The organism is Vibrio pomeroyi (assembly GCF_024347595.1).
Lineage (GTDB): Bacteria > Pseudomonadota > Gammaproteobacteria > Enterobacterales > Vibrionaceae > Vibrio > Vibrio pomeroyi.
Genome location: NZ_AP025506.1, coordinates 441,861 through 462,661 on the forward strand (window position 1 = coordinate 441,861; position 20,801 = coordinate 462,661).

At 45.5% G+C, this 20,801-nt stretch carries 21 protein-coding genes and 1 other RNA gene; 17 read left to right on the top strand and 5 right to left on the bottom strand.

Going from position 1 to position 20,801, the window contains the following annotated elements; translation table 11 throughout:
- Window positions 1-54: 54 nt before the first annotated feature.
- On the bottom strand, window positions 55-510 hold the full coding sequence (gene zapG / locus OCV12_RS01980) for a Z-ring associated protein ZapG (RefSeq protein WP_017629363.1): 456 nt from the start codon (window positions 508-510) through the stop codon (window positions 55-57).
- Between the two features lie 220 nt (window positions 511-730).
- Between zapG and zapE the strand changes: the two genes are divergently transcribed.
- From zapE to sspB, 8 genes are all read left to right on the top strand, one after another.
- The gene (gene zapE, locus OCV12_RS01985) at window positions 731-1,834 is read left to right on the top strand and encodes a cell division protein ZapE (RefSeq protein ID WP_239848585.1); all 1,104 of its coding nucleotides are present in this window, start codon (window positions 731-733) and stop codon (window positions 1,832-1,834) included.
- A gap of 247 nt (window positions 1,835-2,081) precedes the next feature.
- Window positions 2,082-2,510 (top strand): 50S ribosomal protein L13, encoded by a 429-nt coding sequence (gene rplM, locus OCV12_RS01990; protein WP_010434689.1) that lies wholly within the window; start codon window positions 2,082-2,084, stop codon window positions 2,508-2,510.
- Window positions 2,511-2,523: 13 nt separating this feature from the next.
- Window positions 2,524-2,916 (top strand): 30S ribosomal protein S9, encoded by a 393-nt coding sequence (gene rpsI, locus OCV12_RS01995; protein WP_004740758.1) that lies wholly within the window; start codon window positions 2,524-2,526, stop codon window positions 2,914-2,916.
- A gap of 330 nt (window positions 2,917-3,246) precedes the next feature.
- Window positions 3,247-3,837: a ubiquinol-cytochrome c reductase iron-sulfur subunit gene (gene petA, locus OCV12_RS02000; protein ID WP_004740757.1), complete on the top strand. Its 591-nt coding sequence runs from the start codon at window positions 3,247-3,249 to the stop codon at window positions 3,835-3,837.
- Entirely contained in the window at window positions 3,837-5,102 is a 1,266-nt protein-coding gene (locus OCV12_RS02005; RefSeq protein WP_017629361.1) for a cytochrome b, read from the top strand. The genes petA and OCV12_RS02005 overlap by 1 nt, the downstream gene beginning before the upstream one ends.
- Window positions 5,099-5,836: a cytochrome c1 gene (locus OCV12_RS02010; protein ID WP_017629360.1), complete on the top strand. Its 738-nt coding sequence runs from the start codon at window positions 5,099-5,101 to the stop codon at window positions 5,834-5,836. Before OCV12_RS02005 ends, OCV12_RS02010 begins: the two co-directional genes overlap by 4 nt.
- Window positions 5,837-5,933: 97 nt before the next feature.
- On the top strand, window positions 5,934-6,569 hold the full coding sequence (gene sspA / locus OCV12_RS02015; protein ID WP_017629359.1) for a stringent starvation protein SspA: 636 nt from the start codon (window positions 5,934-5,936) through the stop codon (window positions 6,567-6,569).
- Between the two features lie 5 nt (window positions 6,570-6,574).
- Complete coding sequence (sspB, locus tag OCV12_RS02020) at window positions 6,575-7,069, top strand: ClpXP protease specificity-enhancing factor (RefSeq protein WP_164913282.1); 495 nt, start codon at window positions 6,575-6,577, stop codon at window positions 7,067-7,069.
- Window positions 7,070-7,168: 99 nt separating this feature from the next.
- On the opposite strand, the gene OCV12_RS02025 is transcribed toward sspB, so the two are convergent.
- Genes OCV12_RS02025 through OCV12_RS02040 form a run of 4 tightly spaced genes read right to left on the bottom strand, consistent with a single transcriptional unit; the run spans window position 7,169 to window position 10,586 of the window.
- Window positions 7,169-7,774 carry a BON domain-containing protein gene (locus tag OCV12_RS02025; RefSeq protein WP_176680896.1) on the bottom strand — a complete coding sequence of 202 codons (606 nt, stop codon included), beginning with the start codon at window positions 7,772-7,774 and terminating at the stop codon, window positions 7,169-7,171.
- A 16-nt stretch (window positions 7,775-7,790) separates the two neighbouring features.
- Window positions 7,791-8,381 (bottom strand): phosphoheptose isomerase, encoded by a 591-nt coding sequence (locus OCV12_RS02030; RefSeq protein ID WP_010434705.1) that lies wholly within the window; start codon window positions 8,379-8,381, stop codon window positions 7,791-7,793.
- Between the two features lie 2 nt (window positions 8,382-8,383).
- The gene (locus OCV12_RS02035; protein WP_123301480.1) at window positions 8,384-8,782 is read right to left on the bottom strand and encodes a YraN family protein; all 399 of its coding nucleotides are present in this window, start codon (window positions 8,780-8,782) and stop codon (window positions 8,384-8,386) included.
- On the bottom strand, window positions 8,769-10,586 hold the full coding sequence (locus OCV12_RS02040; RefSeq protein ID WP_261885238.1) for a penicillin-binding protein activator: 1,818 nt from the start codon (window positions 10,584-10,586) through the stop codon (window positions 8,769-8,771). The genes OCV12_RS02035 and OCV12_RS02040 overlap by 14 nt, the downstream gene beginning before the upstream one ends.
- A 61-nt stretch (window positions 10,587-10,647) precedes the next feature.
- Between OCV12_RS02040 and rsmI the strand changes: the two genes are divergently transcribed.
- From rsmI to murD, 9 genes are all read left to right on the top strand, one after another.
- The gene (gene rsmI / locus OCV12_RS02045; protein ID WP_017062903.1) at window positions 10,648-11,514 is read left to right on the top strand and encodes a 16S rRNA (cytidine(1402)-2'-O)-methyltransferase; all 867 of its coding nucleotides are present in this window, start codon (window positions 10,648-10,650) and stop codon (window positions 11,512-11,514) included.
- A 251-nt stretch (window positions 11,515-11,765) separates the two neighbouring features.
- An RNA gene (rnpB, locus tag OCV12_RS02050) (RNase P RNA component class A) lies at window positions 11,766-12,205 on the top strand.
- A gap of 228 nt (window positions 12,206-12,433) precedes the next feature.
- Window positions 12,434-13,384 carry a 16S rRNA (cytosine(1402)-N(4))-methyltransferase RsmH gene (gene rsmH / locus OCV12_RS02055; RefSeq protein ID WP_017629354.1) on the top strand — a complete coding sequence of 317 codons (951 nt, stop codon included), beginning with the start codon at window positions 12,434-12,436 and terminating at the stop codon, window positions 13,382-13,384.
- 3 nt (window positions 13,385-13,387) lie between these two features.
- On the top strand, window positions 13,388-13,705 hold the full coding sequence (gene ftsL / locus OCV12_RS02060) for a cell division protein FtsL (protein WP_048662657.1): 318 nt from the start codon (window positions 13,388-13,390) through the stop codon (window positions 13,703-13,705).
- The gene (locus OCV12_RS02065; protein WP_132762223.1) at window positions 13,702-15,459 is read left to right on the top strand and encodes a penicillin-binding transpeptidase domain-containing protein; all 1,758 of its coding nucleotides are present in this window, start codon (window positions 13,702-13,704) and stop codon (window positions 15,457-15,459) included. The genes ftsL and OCV12_RS02065 overlap by 4 nt, the downstream gene beginning before the upstream one ends.
- 18 nt (window positions 15,460-15,477) lie before the next feature.
- Window positions 15,478-16,962 (top strand): UDP-N-acetylmuramoyl-L-alanyl-D-glutamate--2,6-diaminopimelate ligase, encoded by a 1,485-nt coding sequence (murE, locus tag OCV12_RS02070; protein ID WP_261885239.1) that lies wholly within the window; start codon window positions 15,478-15,480, stop codon window positions 16,960-16,962.
- Window positions 16,962-18,335: a UDP-N-acetylmuramoyl-tripeptide--D-alanyl-D-alanine ligase gene (locus OCV12_RS02075; RefSeq protein ID WP_261885240.1), complete on the top strand. Its 1,374-nt coding sequence runs from the start codon at window positions 16,962-16,964 to the stop codon at window positions 18,333-18,335. The genes murE and OCV12_RS02075 overlap by 1 nt, the downstream gene beginning before the upstream one ends.
- Window positions 18,332-19,414, top strand: coding sequence for a phospho-N-acetylmuramoyl-pentapeptide-transferase (mraY, locus tag OCV12_RS02080; RefSeq protein WP_048658030.1), 1,083 nt, complete (start codon window positions 18,332-18,334; stop codon window positions 19,412-19,414). Before OCV12_RS02075 ends, mraY begins: the two co-directional genes overlap by 4 nt.
- 57 nt (window positions 19,415-19,471) lie before the next feature.
- The gene (gene murD / locus OCV12_RS02085; protein WP_261885241.1) at window positions 19,472-20,788 is read left to right on the top strand and encodes a UDP-N-acetylmuramoyl-L-alanine--D-glutamate ligase; all 1,317 of its coding nucleotides are present in this window, start codon (window positions 19,472-19,474) and stop codon (window positions 20,786-20,788) included.
- The last annotated feature ends 13 nt before the right edge of the window (window positions 20,789-20,801 follow it).

The following is a 20,801-nucleotide window of genomic DNA, read 5'->3' on the forward strand; positions in this document are numbered from 1 at the left end:
GAGTGAAAGTTATGACTCAAAAACCTTTGTAAAGTTCACAGAAGTGTTAAATGTTTATGATGCTTTTGCTGTCACTACATCAGGAGCATCAATGATCTCTTTCTTCTGTTCTGTAAATAAACCGGTTGCGCCATTCGCGTAATCTTTCGGTTGTTCCTCAAGTGTCGCTTCTTTAATTGAAGGTTTATCTTGCGACTTGTCCGAATGAGCCGCGGCTGTTTTCACAAACGGGTTGTCTTGCTCTGGCAGGTTAGGAATCAGCTCTGAGCTTGTTTTTTCCATGTGTTGGTACAGTTTCGTGTAGTCCTTACCTAAGGTGTCCAACATTTCTGCTGATTTCGCAAAGTGGTCAGCCAGCTCTTGTCGCTGCTGTTCCAGGGCAAACTTTGCGCTATCCAATTCTTTCTGTACGTTCTTTTGTTTTTTGTATTCAGGTGTCATAAGACGAGAAATAGCGACCCCTAAAATAACTCCGACTAGTAAACCGGCAACGGCATACATCCAAGGCATAACAGCTCCTTATTATTGTTTTTTAACATGTTTGTTACTGCTTAGTTACACGTGCTACGGCTCCATGGTACTATGAGAAAGCCGCAGTATAAAGAGAAATGCGTGTGCGCTAGTTAGCAGTTTAGTGCTGCATTATTCACCGCATTACTTAATCTCTCGTGCTGTCTGAGCCCATTTTTATTTGCTGTCTGAATATCGCTTTCATTGTGGAAATGTCGTCATGAATCCCATCAAAAAATACGAACAAGATATAAAAGAACATGGATTTCAAAGAGATCCAGCACAAGAGCAAGCAGTTAAATCTTTAGATGAACTCTTTCATCAATTCCAAGATTACATGAATACGCCCATTCCTCAACTGACTCGATTCCAGAAATTAATGGGTAAAAAGCCAGAACTGCCACAGCCACCGAAAGGTCTCTATTTTTGGGGGGGTGTAGGGCGCGGTAAAACTTATCTAATGGATACGTTCTACGATGCTTTACCGACCACTAAAAAAATGCGAGTTCACTTTCACCGCTTTATGTATCGAGTGCATGATGAGTTGAAGGCACTCGGTAACGTCAGTGATCCATTGCCTTTGGTCGCGGATAAATTAAAAGAAGAGGCGGATATTATCTGCTTCGATGAATTCTTTGTTTCTGATATCACGGATGCCATGATCCTAGGAACTTTGTTCCAAGAGTTATTCGCTCGTAACGTTATCTTGGTGGCAACGTCAAACATTCCGCCGGCAGATCTGTATCGCAATGGTTTGCAACGCGCGCGTTTCTTGCCAGCAATTAAGCTGATTCAAGATAACTGCCACATTCTTAATGTTGATAGCGGCATTGATTATCGCCTACGTACCCTAGAGCAGGCTGAAATTTATCATTACCCATTGGATAGCCAAGCGAATATCAACTTAGAAAAATATTACGCACAATTAGTCGGTGAAGATAAAGAGAAGTTGAAACAAATTGAGGTCAATCACCGCCAACTGGATGTCGTTGAAGCGAGTGATGGCGTACTGCATGGTACTTTTGCTCAGCTTTGTCAGTCGGCTCGTAGCCAAAATGACTACATCGAGCTCTCTCGTGTCTACCATACCGTTCTGTTGGCTGATGTACTGCAAATGGGCGCGACTTCAGATGATGCAGCGAGACGCTTTATTGCGTTGGTGGATGAGTTCTACGAGCGTAATGTGAAATTGATTATTTCAGCGGAAGTTGAGCTAGAAAAATTGTATACCCATGGCCAGCTAGAGTTTGAATTTAAACGTTGTCAGTCGCGTCTAATCGAAATGCAGAGCCATGAATATTTGGCAAAAGAACACTTAAGTTAGCTCTGATTATCTCGAATAAGAAATAGAATTAAAAAAATCGTGATTTTGTTCAAAAAGAGGTGATTTTTTCTTCGCTCTTCTCTATAATCCTGCGACCTACCGTTACTGCGGGCCTCTAGCGATGAGTAAAATCACGTTATGCCAAGAGTTTTCCAACACTCGAAGGGGTGATGAATGGTAACTCTTAGACAGTGGGAATACGCGAGTATTCCTTAAGTGTAAATTTTTTAAATAGGTAATTATTAGCATGAAAACTTTCGTTGCTAAACCAGAAACTGTAAAACGCGACTGGTATGTTGTAGACGCTGAAGGCAAAACTCTTGGCCGTCTAGCAAGTGAAATCGCTTCTCGCCTACGCGGCAAGCACAAAGCAGAATACACTCCTCACGTAGACACTGGTGATTACATCATCGTTGTTAACGCTGAGAAAGTTGCTGTAACTGGTAACAAAGCTAAGGGTAAGGTTTACTACCGTCACTCTGAGTTCCCAGGTGGTCTTAAAACTATCACTTTTGAAAAGCTAATTGCTAAGAAACCAGAAATGGTTCTAGAACTAGCAGTTAAAGGTATGCTTCCACGTGGTCCTCTAGGCCGCGCGATGTACCGTAAGCTTAAAGTGTACGCTGGTACTGAGCATAACCATGTTGCTCAACAGCCACAAGTACTAGACATCTAAGGGGATTATGAAAATGGCAGAGAATCAATACTACGGCACTGGTCGTCGCAAAAGCTCAGCAGCTCGTGTTTTCATCAAACCAGGCTCTGGTGAGATCGTAATCAACAAGCGTAGCCTTGATGTTTACTTCGGTCGTCCAACTTCTCGTATGGTTGTTAAGCAACCGCTTGAGCTAGTTGAACTAACTGAGAAACTTGACCTTTACATCACTGTTTCTGGTGGTGGTATTTCTGGTCAAGCTGGCGCAATCCGCCACGGTATCACTCGCGCTCTTATGGAGTACGATGAAACTCTACGTCCTGCTCTACGTGCAGCTGGCTACGTTACTCGTGACGCTCGTTGCGTTGAACGTAAGAAAGTTGGTCTACGTAAAGCACGTCGTAAACCTCAATTCTCTAAGCGTTAATTTTTCTTTACGAAAAAGTACACGCTCCCAGTTTTATTACTGGAATTGTGGTTCAAAGCTCGGCTATATGCCGGGCTTTTTGTTTTTATACCCCCGCTAAACGCTTTCCCTCCCTCGTTTTATTTCCAAATTCTTATATTTTGAAAGCTTTTGTAACCCAATGTGCGCTTTGCCTCATGATTGTTACAAAAAGGTAGCTTTATCTTGTCAAAAAGTAGGGTTTTATTTATCATTTGCCGTCAATAAATAGAACTAAATACATATTTTGTTAGCCATGCTCTTTAATCGGAATAATTTCAATCCATAAGGAGCAAATGGGAGAATGTTTGGATGAGCAACGCGCCTTTAAATAACGGTCGCAGGCGTTTCTTAACCGCAACAACAGCCGTTGTTGGTGGTTTAGGAGCAGCTGCTGTAGCCGTGCCTTTTATTAAATCATGGAATCCGAGTGCCAAGGCGAAAGCTGCGGGCGCGCCGGTGGAAGTGGAAGTCAGTAAGTTGGAACCGGGACAAATGGTTCGTGTCGAGTGGCAAGGTAAACCTGTATGGGTTGTACGCCGTGCTGAATCGGTATTAGAAAACCTAAAGTCTATCGGTGGTCAACTTCGTGATCCTCAATCTGAAGCTGAACAACAACCTGAATACGCACAGAACGAATTCCGTTCGATTAAGCCGGAATTCTTCGTTGCTGTTGGTTTCTGTACGCACTTAGGTTGTTCTCCAACTTACCTGCCAGATTCTTTTGCAGAACAAGTTCAGGGTGTTAAGTCTGGTTTCTTCTGTCCGTGTCATGGTTCGAAATTTGATATGGCTGGTCGAGTATTCCAAGGCGTACCTGCACCGTTGAACCTTGTTGTGCCAAAGCATATGTATTTAAGCGACACCAAGATCCTTATCGGTATTGACGAGGGAGATGCATAATGCAAGGACTATTAGACTGGGTAGAAAAACGTATACCCGCGATGAATGCTTACAAAAAGCACTTATCTGAATACCCAATGCCTAAGAACTTTAACTTTTGGTACCTTTTCGGTTCTTTGGCAATGTTGGTGTTGGTTAACCAAATCCTTACAGGTATTTGGCTGACAATGAACTACGTACCGTCTGGCGACGGTGCATTTGCTTCTGTTGAATACATCATGCGTGATGTGGAATATGGCTGGCTACTACGTTACATGCACTCGACGGGGGCTTCGGCATTCTTCGTTGTTATCTACCTGCACATGTTCCGTGGTCTAATTTACGGTTCTTACCAAAAACCTCGTGAGCTACTTTGGATCTTCGGTATGTTGATCTTCTTAGTGCTTATGGCTGAGGCTTTCATGGGTTACTTACTACCATGGGGTCAAATGTCTTACTGGGGTGCTCAGGTAATCATTTCTCTGTTTGGTGCGATCCCTGTTATCGGTGATGACCTAACGCTTTGGATCCGTGGTGACTACATCATCTCTGGAGCAACGCTGAACCGTTTCTTCGCACTTCACGTTATCGCGCTACCAATTGTTCTTCTGTTGCTTATCGTACTTCACGTACTAGCTCTGCACGAAGTGGGTTCGAACAACCCAGACGGCATCGAGACTAAGCTTCCGAAAGGCACAATGGGCGACGACTACAAAACTCAGTTCCCATTCCACAAGGATTACACTAAGAAATACGACATCATCGACTCTATTCCTTTCCACCCATACGGGACTGTGAAAGATATGGTAGGTGTTGCTGGTTTCCTATTCTTGTTCTGTTATGTGCTGTTCTTTAACCCTGAGATGGGTGGATACTTCCTTGAGCCGCCTAACTTTGAAGCTGCAAACCCACTGAAAACACCAGAGCACATTGCTCCAGTTTGGTACTTCACGCCGTTCTACGCTGTACTTCGTGCTGTTCCTGATAAGCTGCTAGGTGTGGTAGCAATGGGTGCTTCGATTGTTGTGCTATTCCTACTGCCATGGTTCGACCGTTGTAAAGTGCGCTCTTACCGTTACCGTAGCAAACTGCATTTGATTAACATCATCCAATTCACAATAAGCTTTATTGCGCTTGGTGTACTTGGTGCGCTTCCAGCAACGCCAACATACACGCTACTAGCTCAAATCTTTAGCTTAGGTTACTTCATGTTCTTCGTTCTACTGTGGTTCTACAGTAAAAATGAAGCGACGAAACCATTACCAGAAAGGGTGACATTCAAATGAAAAAGTGGATTGTAATTTTATTTGCTATGTTGCCGTCATTGGCGATGGCAGCGGGTGCAAACGTACCATTAGACAAAGCAAACAACGACTTAACAGATAAAGCTTCATTGCAAAATGGCGCTAAGATGTTCATGAACTATTGTTTTGCTTGTCACTCAACGCAGTACCAGCGCTATGAACGTGTTGCGAATGATTTAGAGATCCCAGTTGATCTAATGAAGGAAAACCTGATTTTCGACCCTGAAGCGAAAATCGGTAGCTTGATGGTTAACGCTATGCCTTCAGAGCAAGCGGCAAGTTGGTTTGGTGCGCCGCCACCTGACCTAACTTTGGTTGCTCGTGTTCGTGGTGCAGATTGGCTATACACGTACCTTCGTACTTTCTATGAAGATCCATCACGTCCATTTGGTGTGAACAACATTGTTTTTCCAAGTGTTGGTATGCCGCACGTTCTTGAAGAGCTACAAGGTATCCCGACACCAATCTACGATACTCACATGGTAGATGGTGAAGAGGTAACAGTAGTTGTTGGTACTGAAACTGACGGTTCTGGTGAGCTAAGCTCTGGTGAATACGACGAAGCGGTTCGTGACCTTGTTAACTTTTTGGTTTACTCAGGCGACCCAGTTCAACTTGAGCGTCACGCTATGGGTTGGTGGGTAATGGCCTTCTTAGTCATCTTCACTATCATCGTGATTTTGCTTAAGAAAGAGTATTGGCGTGATGTGCACTAATTGTGCTATAATACCGTGCTAATTCCCAAATTATGTTAATGTTCAATGGAGGCTTTAGGCCTCCATTGTTTTTATTTAAAGTGTACTGGAGGGCTCCATGGCTGTAGCTGCCAATAAACGTTCTGTAATGACTCTTTTCTCAAGTGCTTCTGATATGTATAGCCATCAGGTGCGCATCGTTCTTGCTGAAAAAGGCGTAAGTGTTGAAGTTGAGTTGGTTGATGAGAAAAATCTACCAGCAGAGCTTGTTGAACTGAACCCGTACAAATCAGTACCAACTCTTGTTGATCGTGAGCTTGCTCTATATGACTCAAAGATCATCATGGAATACCTAGATGAGCGTTTCCCTCATCCACCATTGATGCCTGTATACCCGGTTGCTCGTGGTAATAGCCGTCTAATGATGTACCGCATTGAGCGTAACTGGTATTCAGTTGCAGAGAAGATCGTTAAAGGCAACGCTGAAGAATCTGAAGCAGCTCGCGTTAAACTACGCAACGACCTACTGACTCTTGCTCCAATCTTCGCTGAGTATGAATACTTCATGAGCGAAGAGTTTAGCCTAATTGATTGCTACCTAGCTCCGCTACTATGGCGTTTACCTGAGCTTGGTATTGAACTGATTGGCCCTGGTTCTAAAGAACTTAAAGTTTACATGAACCGCGTATTTGAACGTGATTCATTCCTAGCTTCTCTAACTGAAGCTGAGCGCGAGATGCGACTCGTTCGCTAAGCGTTATGGATATTTCAAATATGACACCACGCCGTCCATACATGCTTCGTGCATTTTACGATTGGCTGGTTGATAACGAATTGACTCCTCACCTTGTTGTTGAAGCAACATTACCGGGTGTGAGAGTACCAGAAGAGTTTGTTCAAGATGGTCAGATCATTCTGAACATCGCGCCTCGTGCTGTTGGACAACTTGAACTGGGTAACGAAGCCGTGACGTTTAGTGCACGCTTTAGTGGTCGTCCACACTCTGTGATCGTGCCACTTTACGCAGTACAAGCTATTTACGCTCGTGAGAACGGTGCTGGCACCATGTTTGAACCTGAAGAGGCTTACATGGAAGCGTTTGAAGAAGGGATTGAAGAAACTCCTTTTGAAGAACCAGAAAAAGGCCCATCTTTGAGCGTAGCAACGGCAGACGTAGATGCTGAAGAGCCTGACTCAGATCCTGAGCCACCTCGTCCAGCAAAAGGTCGCCCAAGCCTTCGTGTTATCAAATAACGTTAGTTCAATAACGAACCCGAATAAAAAAGCAGCGACTCGTCGCTGCTTTTTCTTTTTGTGCAATACGCTGCTTTCTACAAGCCTTCAAATAAAACGCTAGTTAACGGCAGTCTCTTCTTCACCATATTCAAACGCACGGATCACCTGTTTTACACCGGAGACATTGCGAGCTACTTCGGTTGCGATATCCGCATGCTCACGAGAAACTAATCCAAGCAGGAATACTTCTGAATCCTCAGTAATTACCTTCACTTTAATACCATTCAGTTCAGCATTAGCCAGTAGTGCAGATTTCACCTTAGTAGTAATCCAGCTGTCGTTACTGATGGCACTGATCGACAATGGTTGTTTAACTCGAACCTGATTGTGGATGCTCTCTACACCAGCTACATCTTTAGCTTGGCTTTCAAAAGCACGGCGCTCGGCGTCTGTGGTCGCTTGTCCCATCAGTACAACTGAACCTCGGTAAGAGCTCGCTGTGATGCGAACATTGCCACGGTAAGGTTGTTTGTTGGTGATGGCCGCGACTTCAAATTCGATGTTGTTGTCGTTCCAAATTTCTTTGGTGGTTCGAGTGTCCGTGACTAGATTTGCAGTAGTTGCTGCACCAGCAATGAAAATGCCAGCACAACCAGATAGGGACAGTGTAAGTAGCGAAACACTAATCAGCTTAAACAGCCTCATAGAGGTTAATGATTTCATTGTGATGCTCCGTATATCACTCTTCGTGAGCTGGGAAGAGTACTTGATCGATTAGGTCACATAGGCAGTGCAGCGTCACCATGTGTACTTCATGAATGCGCGCGGTACGGTGTGAAGGGATACGAATCTCTACATCGTGTTCACCAAGTAAACCTGCCATTTCACCACCATCTTTACCCGTAAAGGCGATGATCGTCATGTCACGAGTTACTGCCGCTTCCATTGCCTTGATGATGTTCTTGCTGTTACCGCTGGTAGATATAGCTAACAGGATATCGCCAGTTTGACCAAATGCACGTACCTGCTTAGAGAAGATCTCTTCATAGTGGTAGTCGTTAGCAACTGCCGTTAGCGTGGTGTTGTCTGCCATTAACGCCATTGCTGGAAGGCTAGGGCGCTCGGTTTCAAAGCGATTAAGTAGGCACGATACAAATTGCTGAGCATTCGACGCCGAACCACCATTACCACAACAAAGAATTTTGTTTCCGTTAAGCAAGGTCGCAACCATGGCTTGAGCGGCATGCGTGATTGCGTCTGGCAGTGCTTCTGCAGCCGCAATTTGGATTTGAATACTTTCTGTAAAACTTTCTTTAATGCTGTCTAGCATGTTTATCCTTGGGTAATCGCGTTTTGAATCCAATTGATATTGTCATTCGGCCCTTCAATGGCAACGATATCAAATCTGAAATCTGTAGAGTGCACCGACAGGCCTTGCTGCATCAGCCAAACATTAGCTGTTTTGAGTAGCTTCTGTGACTTCTTGGCTGTCACCATTTCTGCGGCATGTCCGTAGCGGGTTTGCTTGCGGTATTTTACCTCGGCAAACACAATCGTGTTGTTATGGCGCATTATAAGATCAATCTCGCCACATTTTGCTATGAAGTTTTCTTGAATTAACGATAAACCGTGGTTAATCAGATAAGATTTTGCCACGGCCTCGTATTTATCACCCACCTGTTTGTGGGTGATAGTCGGTTTCGCCAAGAACGTTCGGCTAAAAAGCCCCATGCTCTGCCCAGCTGATTTCACGTTGAACAACACAGTTGTTGTCGATAGTGAGCACACCTGTTTCACCAGGAATGCTGTAACCCTGAACGGCCTTCATCTGTGGAAGCGCATCCATTAGGTAGTAAGCATCCATCCCAAGTGCTTGCAGACGTTTTTGGCCATTTGAGTATGAAGGCCATAGGTCGTTTAGCTCTTTGTTCAGTTCGTTCTTGTTCTCAACCAATAGTGGGATATCGCTGTAGAACACACCTGTCAGGTCTTCATACTGCTTATCACCGCTGTTACTGCGTGAGTTCGAGAACAGAGCTGGCTGGCTAGCATCTGGGTTAATCGCCACTTCAATGAAAGGCTTGATCAGCGTTAGCTCTGAGTTCTTAGCCACAATGTAAACTGAATCGATGTCACGACGGCTGCGCGGCTCAGTTTCTAGATCAAGGTTAAGCAGACCATCCATTTGAGCGATGCGTTGTTGGCTCTCTTGTAAACCGAACACCTGATTCACATTACGCTGTAGTTGACGCTTGTCTGAGAAGAAGCTGATTGCTACATCGTTGCTGCTGTATTTTTTCCACTCTTCTTTAAACGCTTGTTCAACGCGATCACCTAAACGTCCTTTTGGAGCAAGGATAAGCGGGTACTTGTAGCCTTGAGCAAAAAGATGCTTCGCTGCTTGAGCGACTTCTTGTTCAGGCGATAGAGCGAGATAGCAAATATTGGTATCAGGTTCTAGTTGCGTTGGAATGTTCAGAGCTAGAGCCGGAATCGAGTTCTCGTGGTTTTTCTGTGCTTGCTGAAGCTTAGTGATGTTGCTCTTAATCAGCGGACCCACAATGAAATCAACGTTGTTCTCTTCCAGTGTCGCTTTAATCTCAGCGGCACTTTGCACATTGGTATCCATGACTGTCAGCGTTGCATCTTCTTCGCGTTCTTTGTCGTTCATCATCGCAAAGATGAAGCCATCACGTACCAGTTGTGCTTGCTTGCCGTACTTACCCGTTAGCGGTAGTAGCAATGCAGTGCTGGTTGGCTTGCTGATCTCTAGCGCCAAGATGTCGGTGATCGCTTGAGGTGTGTAAGTCGCAGCTGGGTGCTGAGGATTCTCGGCTAACCAATCCGACAGGGTTTCCTGTAGGTTTGGAAGATTCGAGTTCAGCGTCTTCATGTAGATAGCCAGTTGTAACCAGCCTGAAAGCACATCTTCTGTCGGAGATGTTTTCAGTTCTAGAATCTCGTATTGAGAGTAGCTATTCAGGTTTTGCCAAATACGGTCGGCATTTTGCTGTTGAAGCTCTTCGTCAGCGTCTAGGTACTCTGAATAGAGCACTAACTCACGGCTTGCCTCGAAATACTCGCTCTTCATCTCTGAGATGTTCGCGCGTAGCTCGTGATAATCTTTCCACTGTTCGTTAGGCAGTTTCCACCAAGGTTGGAAATTCAGTTGGCTATAAGCTTGATCAGGCTGTGAGTTATTGACTAACAGCTGAGCGCGAGCCAATTGCCATTCCGCTTGTTGAACTTCAGTGAGCTCTTGTTTTGCTAAGCGTTTGATAAGCAGCGTTGCTTGATCGGTTTTTCCAGCTTGCACAGAAGACTTAAGCGCCATGATTAACCAGTCGTTTTGTAGACTTCCTTTGCTACTATCCGCCTGCATCATGTAACTTTCAGTTGATTGCGCTGGATCTAGTGTAATATCAACGCTCGTTGGTGCTTGAGGGCCTGAAGAACAAGCCGCCAATGTAATTGCTAATGCAATTGGAGTTAGTAAGCGTGGTACACTGAGTCTCTTATGGTTCATCGTTGCCATGAGTTCTTTAAATTCCGTATAAATTTGTATCTATATTAATCGTTGAAGTGATGGTAAACAAATGACAGATAACAAAACCTTGCTCACAGAGAGCCCAACTCTCTACATTGTGCCAACCCCAATCGGAAATTTGGGAGATATCACTCAAAGAGCAATTGAAATTTTATCAAGTGTCGATGTTATTGCAGCCGAAGACACACGCCACACGGGTAAGCTGCTTGCTCACTTCAATATATCAACCAGAACGTTCGCTTTACATGATCATAATGAACAAACTAAAGCGCAAGTTCTAGTCGAAAGGTTATTAGAAGGTCAGTCTATCGCATTAGTCTCTGATGCGGGTACACCTTTAATCAGTGACCCAGGTTACCATCTTGTATCACAATGTCGTCAAGCGGGTGTGAGAGTTGTGCCACTTCCTGGTGCTTGTGCTGTGATTACCGCGTTGAGTGCGTCTGGTTTACCGTCTGATCGTTTCAGTTTTGAAGGCTTTTTACCGCCAAAGAGCAAAGGTCGTAAAGATAAGTTCCTAGAGATAGCGAAAGCAGAGCGCACGTGTATCTTCTACGAATCACCGCACCGCATCTCTGACTCTCTACAAGACATGCTTGAGATCTTAGGCCCAGATCGCGAAGTTGTCTTGGCTCGTGAATTAACGAAGACTTTCGAAACCATTCAAGGATTGCCACTGGGTGAGCTTATTGAGTGGATTGAAGAAGATTCGAACCGTAAGCGCGGTGAGATGGTGTTACTGATTCATGGTCACCGTGAAGAAGCGAGCACTGAACTGCCAGATGAAGCGACTCGCACGCTAGGTATCCTAACCAAAGAGTTACCTCTTAAAAAAGCGGCGGCAATGACTGCCGAAATCTACAACCTGAAAAAGAACGCGTTATACAAGTGGGGTCTTGAGCACCTAGATGGCTAGCTCTAAATAGATAAATAGATAAATAGATAAATAGATAAATAGATAAATAGATAAATAGATAAATAGATAAATAGTCGCGCTGTGGATAAGTCGCCAGAGCGCTATTTCAAAGCTTGTGAGGAATGAGGGCAATGCCTTCATTCCTCTTTTTTTGTCTGGATTGTGTGAAATTCATGCGTTTACTTAGCGGTTTGCAGCATATTTGTGATCTCGCTAGACACTGCACACTAATCTCTATACAATCCGCCCTCGGAGTTGAACGGGTAATCGCTGCTTTGCTGATGTCCTTCGGGAGACTGACGTTGAGGTCCTTCGGGAAACTGACGTTGAAGTCCTTCGGGAGACTGGTAGAGGGGAGGAACGTCCGGGCTCCATAGAGCAGGGTGCCAGATAACGTCTGGGGGGCGCGAGCCCACGACAAGTGCAGCAGAGAGAAGACCGCCGATGGCCTCATTTCTTCGGAAGAGGCACAGGTAAGGCTGAAAGGGTGCGGTAAGAGCGCACCGTGCGACTGGCAACAGTTCGTAGCAAGGTAAACTCCACCCGGAGCAAGATCAAATAGGCCCTCACATTGCGTTGCTCGCGTATGGGGGCGGGTAGATTGCTTGAGCCTGTGAGCGATTGCAGGCCTAGACGAATGGTTACCGCCGCGCAAGCGGAACAGAACCCGGCGTATGTGTCAACTCCACCTATCTAAAGAACCCATCATTACTTAACGGTAGTGATGGGTTTTTTGCTTTATATTGACGTAAATTATTTAGATTTCCTTAGAATCCTTCATCCTGATATGAGCTTGGGTCAAAAATTCCCAAAGCCTATACACAATATGGTGGAGATACAGCGCGAAATCAGTACACTAAAACGTTAACAGAACAAATTATTGCCGAACTATTGGCTCAATCCACTCACTGAGAAGACTATGACAGAAGCATTCAAACATATTTCAGTATTGCTTAACGAATCTATTGACGGACTTGCGATCAAACCTGACGGTACCTACATCGATGGTACTTTTGGCCGTGGTGGTCACAGCCGTACAATCCTGTCTAAACTGGGCGAGAATGGACGACTCTTTAGTATCGACCGCGATCCACAAGCGATTGCAGAAGCACAAAAGATCGATGACCCTCGCTTTACGATTATTCACGGCCCTTTCTCAGGTATGGCTGAATATGCAGAGCGTTACGACTTAGTCGGTCAAGTGGATGGCGTTTTACTGGATTTAGGTGTTTCTTCACCACAGTTAGATGATGCTGAGCGTGGCTTTAGCTTTATGAAAGATGGTCCGCTTGATATGCGTATGGATCCAACGTCAGGCATTCCTGTCTCTCAGTGGTTGGTTGAAGCGGACCTAGATGACATCACATGGGTTATTCGTGAGTTCGGTGAAGACAAACATGCTCGTCGTATCGCGAAAGGCATTATTGCTTATCAAGAAAACGAAGAGAACGAACCGTTAACACGTACTGGCCAGTTGGCTAAGCTTATCTCTGATGTGGCTCCAAAAAGCTTCAAAGAGAAAAAGCACCCAGCGACACGTGCTTTCCAAGCATTCCGCATCTATATCAATAGTGAACTTGAAGAGATCGATACGGCACTAAAAGGCGCGGCAAGCATTCTTGCTCCTGAAGGCCGTTTGTCTGTTATCAGCTTCCACTCACTTGAAGACCGCATGGTGAAACGCTTTATCCGTAAAGAGAGCCAAGGCCCTCAAGTTCCACACGGCTTGCCTTTGACTGAAGAGCAGATCAAAGCGCTAGGCAGTGCTGATCTTAAGCCAGTAGGTAAAGCGATCAAACCATCTAAAGGCGAAGTGGATGAAAATACTCGTTCACGTAGCTCAGTATTACGAATCGCAGAAAAGCTATAGTCAATGAAGACCTCCAAGCCAAACTTAGCCAAGATAATATTTTTTGATTTGATCTCCGTGGGCAAGGTCCCATTGGTGCTTCTTATCTGTATCTTTGCGAGTGCGATGGGGGTCGTTCTCACGACACATATGTCACGTCAGGCGATCACGCAAAAAGACATGGCATTAGTGGAGCGAGAACAGCTTGATGATGAGTGGCGAAATTTAATGCTTGAAGAGACGGCTCTGGCTGAACACAGCCGCGTTCAAGCATCGGCAAAACGAGAGCTAGACATGAAACGTCCAGACTCTGATAAAGAAGTTGTGATCACACTGAAATGACCGGTAAAAAGGAAAAAGCACCCGCGAAAACCGTTAAGAAACCAACGAAAGAGCGTGTGAAGAGCGAAAAGGATTCGGATCCCATTCTGATTAAATGGCGTTTTAACGTTGTTATTGCTTTCGTGTTTCTTGCCTTTGCTGCACTCGTAGGTCGTGTGGCTTACATCCAAATCATTGAACCAGATAACTTAATTCGTCAGGGCGACCTTCGCTCGGTACGTGTTAAAGCTATTCCTTCCGCTCGCGGTATTATCTCTGACCGCAATGGTGAACCGCTTGCTGTGAGTGTTCCAGTTGAAGCGGTATGGGCCGATCCTAAGACCATTTTCGATAAGAATGGCATGGCTCAAATTGATCGTTGGTATGCCTTAGCCGATGTACTTGGCTTAGAACGTCAATCGATGATCGACAAGATCTCTAGCAACAAATCCCGCCGATTTATTTATCTACAAAGACAAGTTAGCCCTGCTATGGCTAAATATATTCGTGAGCTAAAGCTGGTGGGCGTTGGCCTTAAAGCTGAATCTCGACGTTACTACCCAGCAGGCGAAGTCAGTGCGCACCTTATTGGTGTGACTGGAATAGATGGTCACGGCCTAGAAGGCGTTGAGCGCAGCTATGATAAATGGCTAACGGGTGAGGCGGGTAAGCGAACCATCCGTAAAGACCGTTACGGTCGTGTTGTTGAAAATATTGCACTAGAAGAGCGTGAAGAGGGTAAGCCTCTTGAATTAACGATCGATCAACGATTACAAGCGATTGCCTATCGAGCGATTAAACAGGCCGTAGCCGATCATAAGGCGACTTCTGGCTCTGCAATTTTATTGGATGTAAAAACCGGTGCCGTGTTAGCCATGGTTAATGCTCCGTCTTACAACCCGAACAATCGTGCTGACTTACAAAGCTTCAAAATGCGTAACCGCGTGCTTACCGATGCGATGGAACCAGGCTCTACAGTAAAGCCGTTTGTGGTTTTGGCTGCCTTAGAGAACGGTACCGCAGACCCAGATATCGTTATTGATACTGGCAATGGCATTATGCAGATCGGTGGTAGCCGTGTACGAGACTCTTCTAAAGTGGGTAAGGCCGATTTAGCTTTGATCCTTAAGAAGTCGAGCAACATTGGTGTGGCGAAATTAGCACTCAACATGCCGCTTGAAGCCTTACTTGGAATGTACAGCTCGGTTGGTCTGGGCGAGATGTCTGGTCTGAACTTAATCGGTGAAACCAGTGGTATTTTCCCGAATCGACGTCGTTGGTCTAAGTTTGAAATTGCTACCTTATCATTCGGTTATGGCTTGTCGGTTACGCCGATGCAGTTAGCGCATGCTTATGCGACGTTGGCCAACAAAGGCATGTATGAACCGATTCATATTATTAAGAGTAACGACCAAGACTTTTCTAAGCAGATCATCAAGCGCGAGAACGCGGAACTGGTTTTGAATATGCTAGAAGGGGTGACTCAAAAAGGCGGTACGGCAACGAGAGCTGCGGTACCAGGTTACCGAGTTGCAGCCAAAACGGGTACATCTCGTAAGGCTGAAGCGGGCGGATACAGTGATGAATACATTGCGATTACCGCAGGTTTTGCCCCTGTTAGTGACCCAAGAGTCGCGTTGGTTGTTGTGGTTAACGAGCCTCAGGGTGACCTTTACTATGGCGGTTCAGTTGCAGCCCCCGTTTTTTCTGAAATCATGAAGGGGGCACTGCAAATACTCAATGTCCCTGCTGATGAAAACAAATTTCAAGAATAGAGCCAATCAGGATTCAATATGAGTAATAGCCTCACGCTGTCATCTTTACTTTCTCCTTGGGGGGACTTCAGTTCTTCTGAGCTAGATGCGATTGCTGTTGAGCAGTTGGAGTTGGATAGCCGTGCTATCAAAGACGGTGATATCTTTGTTGCCATTGTTGGACATGCCGTTGATGGTCGTCGCTTTATCGACAACGCCGTCGCTCAAGGTGCGAAAGCCGTTATTGCACAGGCTGGTGATGATAAAGCTCATGGCTTGGTTGAGTGGTTAAATGAAGTTCCTGTTGTTTATGTAGCAGAGCTAATTTCAATTCTCTCTGAACTAGCTGGTCGAGTTTATTCTTCTCAAGCGACCAAACTGATTGGTGTTACTGGCACCAATGGCAAAACCACCATCACTCAATTGATTGCTCAGTGGTTAGATCTCGTTGGTCAACGCTCTGCGGTAATGGGCACTACAGGTAATGGCTTCTTAGATAATCTAAAAACAGCAGCGAACACTACCGGCAGCGCGATTGAAATACAGCGCACGCTGAGTGAGTTGGCTGAAGAAAAAGCCGTTTATACCGCGATGGAAATCTCTTCTCATGGTTTGGTTCAAGGCCGAGTAAAAGCATTGGATTTTGAGGTTGGTGTATTTACTAACCTGAGCCGTGATCACCTTGATTACCACGGCACGATGGAAGAGTACGCACTGGCTAAGAAAAGCCTGTTTACTCAACATAAATGCAAACATGCAGTGATCAATGTAGATGATGAAGTAGGTAAAGCGTGGATGTCAGACTTGTCCAATGCGATAGCGGTTTCATTGCTTCCGTTGTCTGGTTACCAACAGTCGGTGTGGGCCTCTGATGTCGCTTATGCAGAGACAGGCATCAAACTCAATTTTGATGGTAGCTGGGGGCAAGGTCAGCTTTCGGTTCCTTTAATTGGTCAGTTCAACGCATCAAATGTGTTGGTTGCTTTCGCGACTCTGCTTTCACTGGGCATCGACAAGCAAATCTTGGTCGACACCGCGCCTCAGCTTCAACCTGTGATTGGTCGCATGGAACTGTTCCAAGTACCAAACAAAGCAAAAGTCGTTGTCGATTACGCACATACACCAGACGCACTAGAGAAAGCATTGGCGGCACTGCGTGTACACTGCTCTGGAAAACTATGGGCAATCTTTGGCTGTGGTGGTGATCGAGATACCGGCAAGCGCCCAATGATGGCGGTAACGGCTGAGCAGTTCGCCGACAAAATTATTATTTCAGATGACAATCCTCGCAGCGAAGATCCTGCTTTGATTGTTAAAGACATGCTAGCTGGCTTAAGCGAACCTGAATCTGCATTCGTCGAGCACGATCGCTATCAAGCGGTTAAATTTGCCCTAGAGCAGGCTGGCAGCAGTGACATTATTCTTTTGGCTGGTAAAGGCCATGAGGATTACCAAGTATTGAAAGACAAAACGATCCACTATTCGGATCGAGAGTCTGCGCTCCAACTTTTAGGTATTTCATAATGATTGATGTATCACTCGAGCAGATCTGCTCAGCGGTGAGCGGTCAGCTGATTGAGGCTGGCAAGTCGAGCAATAGTGTTATTAATGCGGTTTCTACTGACACTCGAAGCGTTGAAGAAGGTGCACTGTTTGTTGCTCTTGTTGGTGAACGTTTTGATGCGCATGACTTTTGTCATCAAGCGGTAGAGGCTAATGCGAGCGCGTTGTTAGTCGAACGAAAACTTGACCTAAATATTACTCAAGTTGTTGTTGAAGACACTAAACTTGCTTTAGGTCAGCTAAGTGCTTGGATTCACGAGCAATGTAACGTCCCAACTATGGCTATTACAGGTAGCTGCGGTAAGACGACCGTTAAAGAGATGGTCGCAAGTATTTTACAACAACGTGGCAAGGTGCTGTTTACAGCGGGTAACTTCAATAATGATATTGGTGTACCGCTAACTCTGCTACGCAGTGAGCCAAGCGATGACTATGCGGTGATCGAACTAGGCGCTAACCATATCGGTGAAATTGCCTACACCACTCAGCTAGTGAAACCACAGGTTGCTTTGGTGAACAATGTCGCAGCGGCACACTTAGAAGGTTTTGGTTCTATCGATGGTGTTAAGCAAGCGAAAGGTGAAATCTTTCAGGGGCTTGCTGCTGGTGATACTGCTATTGTTAATCTAGAGAGCAACGGTGGTGACTTTTGGAATGACGTACTTGCAGATAAAAGCGTACTGACATTTTCAGAAAGTGACAGCAAGGCGGATTACTTTGCTAAGAATATTCGCATTAATGAGCAGGGTGAAGCTTGCTTTGATATGCAGACACCGCAAGGTGCAATGGCAGTCGAACTTGGCATTATTGGTCAGCACAACGTGGCAAATGCGTTGGCGGCTGCAGCGTTAAGTACTCAATTTGGTGCCACGCTTGAGGAAATCAAAAGCGGTTTAGCGAACCTTATCTCGGTTAAAGGTCGAGTTGAAGTTCAACAATTAAGTCAGAATATCAAGCTGATAGATGACAGTTATAACGCCAGCGTACCTGCAATGAAGGCCGCAGCAAAATTGCTGTCGAGCTTCAAAGGTCAACGTTGGTTGATTTTAGGCAATATGGCTGAATTAGGCGACGAAAGCCTTGCACTTCACCGTCAAGTCGGTGAATATGCTGCCCCATTCGCTTTTGAGCATGTACTCACTTACGGTGATGATACCAAGGTGATTAGTGAGGTCTGTAATGGGACTCACTTTGCAACGCATCAAGCGATGATCGCGCACATAGAGCAGCACTTAAGCTTGCCAGAAAACGTGTCACATACCTTGTTGGTAAAAGGCGCGAATAGTGCAGGAATGAGTAAAATAGCCGCTGCTTTAAAGGAGAACTTTTCATGATAATTTGGCTTGCAGAGCTACTACAGCCACACTTTTCTTTCTTCCGTTTGTTCGAATACCTATCGTTTCGTGCAATCGCGAGTATTTTGACAGCTTTATGTCTGTCGCTGTGGATGGGACCTCGTTTAATTGAGCGTCTGCAAATGCTACAAATTGGCCAAGTTGTTCGTAATGACGGTCCAGAATCTCACTTCAGCAAACGTGGTACGCCAACCATGGGCGGTGTGATGATACTTGCTGCCATCATTATTACAGTATTGATGTGGGCTGACCTTTCAAACCCTTACGTTTGGGCAGTGTTGGTTGTTCTTGGCGGTTACGGTGCGGTTGGCTTTGTTGATGACTATCGTAAAGTCGTTCGTAAGAACACCGATGGCTTGATTGCGCGTTGGAAGTATTTCTGGCAGTCAGCGATTGCATTGGTTGTGGCATTTGCTCTGTATGCTCACGGACACGACACCGCTGCAACGCAATTGGTTGTTCCTTTCTTCAAAGATGTGATGCCACAGCTTGGTTTACTGTACATTGTACTAACTTACTTTGTTATTGTGGGTACCAGTAATGCGGTAAACCTAACGGATGGTCTAGATGGCTTGGCGATCATGCCAACGGTTATGGTTGCGGCTGGCTTCGCTGTTATCGCTTGGGCGACAGGTAACGTTAACTTCGCGGCATACCTACACATTCCATACATCCCATATACCTCTGAACTGGTTGTGGTATGTACTGCTATCGTGGGTGCTGGCCTTGGTTTCCTATGGTTTAACACTTACCCAGCACAAGTATTCATGGGCGATGTTGGCTCTTTAGCACTGGGTGGTGCACTGGGTGTGATTGCTGTGTTGGTTCGCCAAGAGTTGGTACTGGTTATCATGGGCGGTGTGTTTGTAATGGAGACCTTGTCAGTAATCCTGCAGGTGGGCTCTTACAAATTGCGTGGTCAACGTATTTTCCGTATGGCACCGATTCATCACCACTACGAGCTTAAAGGCTGGCCTGAACCGCGCGTCATCGTGCGCTTCTGGATCATCTCAATGGTATTAGTACTGGTTGGTCTAGCGACACTGAAAGTTCGTTAATCCTATTGAGCCTCTGTCATAGAGGCTCTTTAAAACTATTAAGAGCATCTTGTTTAAATGGAACGTTGGCAAAATATTCAAAATGTAGTGGTTGTGGGGCTCGGTATTACCGGGCTCTCTGTCGTTAAACATCTCGTAAAATATCAACCTCACACTCATGTGAAGGTCATTGATACGCGAGAGCTACCGCCGGGCAGAGAGTCTTTGCCTGAATCGGTAGAGCTGCATTCTGGAAGCTGGAATACCCAATGGTTGGCTGAGGCTGATTTAGTGGTAGCTAATCCAGGTATCGCCTTAGCGACTCCAGAAATTCAAGATGTGCTTCAAGCGGGAACGCCTGTTGTCGGTGACATCGAGTTGTTTGGCTGGGCGGTGAATAAACCGGCCGTGGCGATTACTGGCTCAAATGGCAAGAGTACGGTGACTGACCTTACTGGTGTGCTTGCTAAAGCGGCTGGCCTTAACGTCGGTGTCGGTGGCAATATTGGAATTCCGGCTTTAGACCTTCTTGAGCTTGATGCAGATTTATATGTTCTTGAGCTCTCAAGCTTCCAGTTAGAAACAACATCGAACCTAAACCTTGCTGCAGCAGCCTTTTTGAACCTGTCAGAAGATCACATGGATCGCTATCAGGGTATGGCTGATTATCGCGAGGCTAAGTTAAGAATCTTTAATAACGCGCAGTGTGCGATTGTAAATCGAGAAGACAAAGATACTTACCCAGACCACACAATGCCATTGGTGACATTTGGACTCGATGACCAAGAGTTTGGTGTATCGACGATTGATGGCACTGAGTGGTTAATCGATAACGGTAAACCAGTACTTGCTACTCAAGATTTAACATTGGTTGGACGTCATAATGTGGCGAATGCGTTAGTCTCTTTAGCATTATTGAAGCAAGTTGGTATTGATTACAGCAAAAGCCTTGAAGCTTTGAAAGCTTACAATGGTTTGACTCATCGCTGCCAAGTGGTGGCTGACAAGCGCGAAATCAAATGGGTTAACGACTCAAAAGCAACCAACGTAGCGAGCACATTAGCGGCTCTGTCCGGTTTAGAGTACCAAGGTACTTTGTATCTCTTGGTTGGTGGCGTTGGTAAAGGTGCTGACTTTAGCGAGCTTAAACCTGTATTAACGCAACTAGAGCGTGTTCAGTTGTGTTGCTTCGGTGAAGATGCTGCGCAATTTATGCCGCTGCATCCATCAGCTCAAAAGTTCGAGACCATGCAGCAGATAATCGAATCTATCTCACCACAACTGGTGGCTGGAGATATGGTGATGTTGTCTCCTGCGTGCGCGAGCTTCGATCAATTTAATAATTTCATGGCGAGAGGTGACGCGTTCACTGACCTTGCTCATGAGTATGCCTAACGTGTTGAAGGAC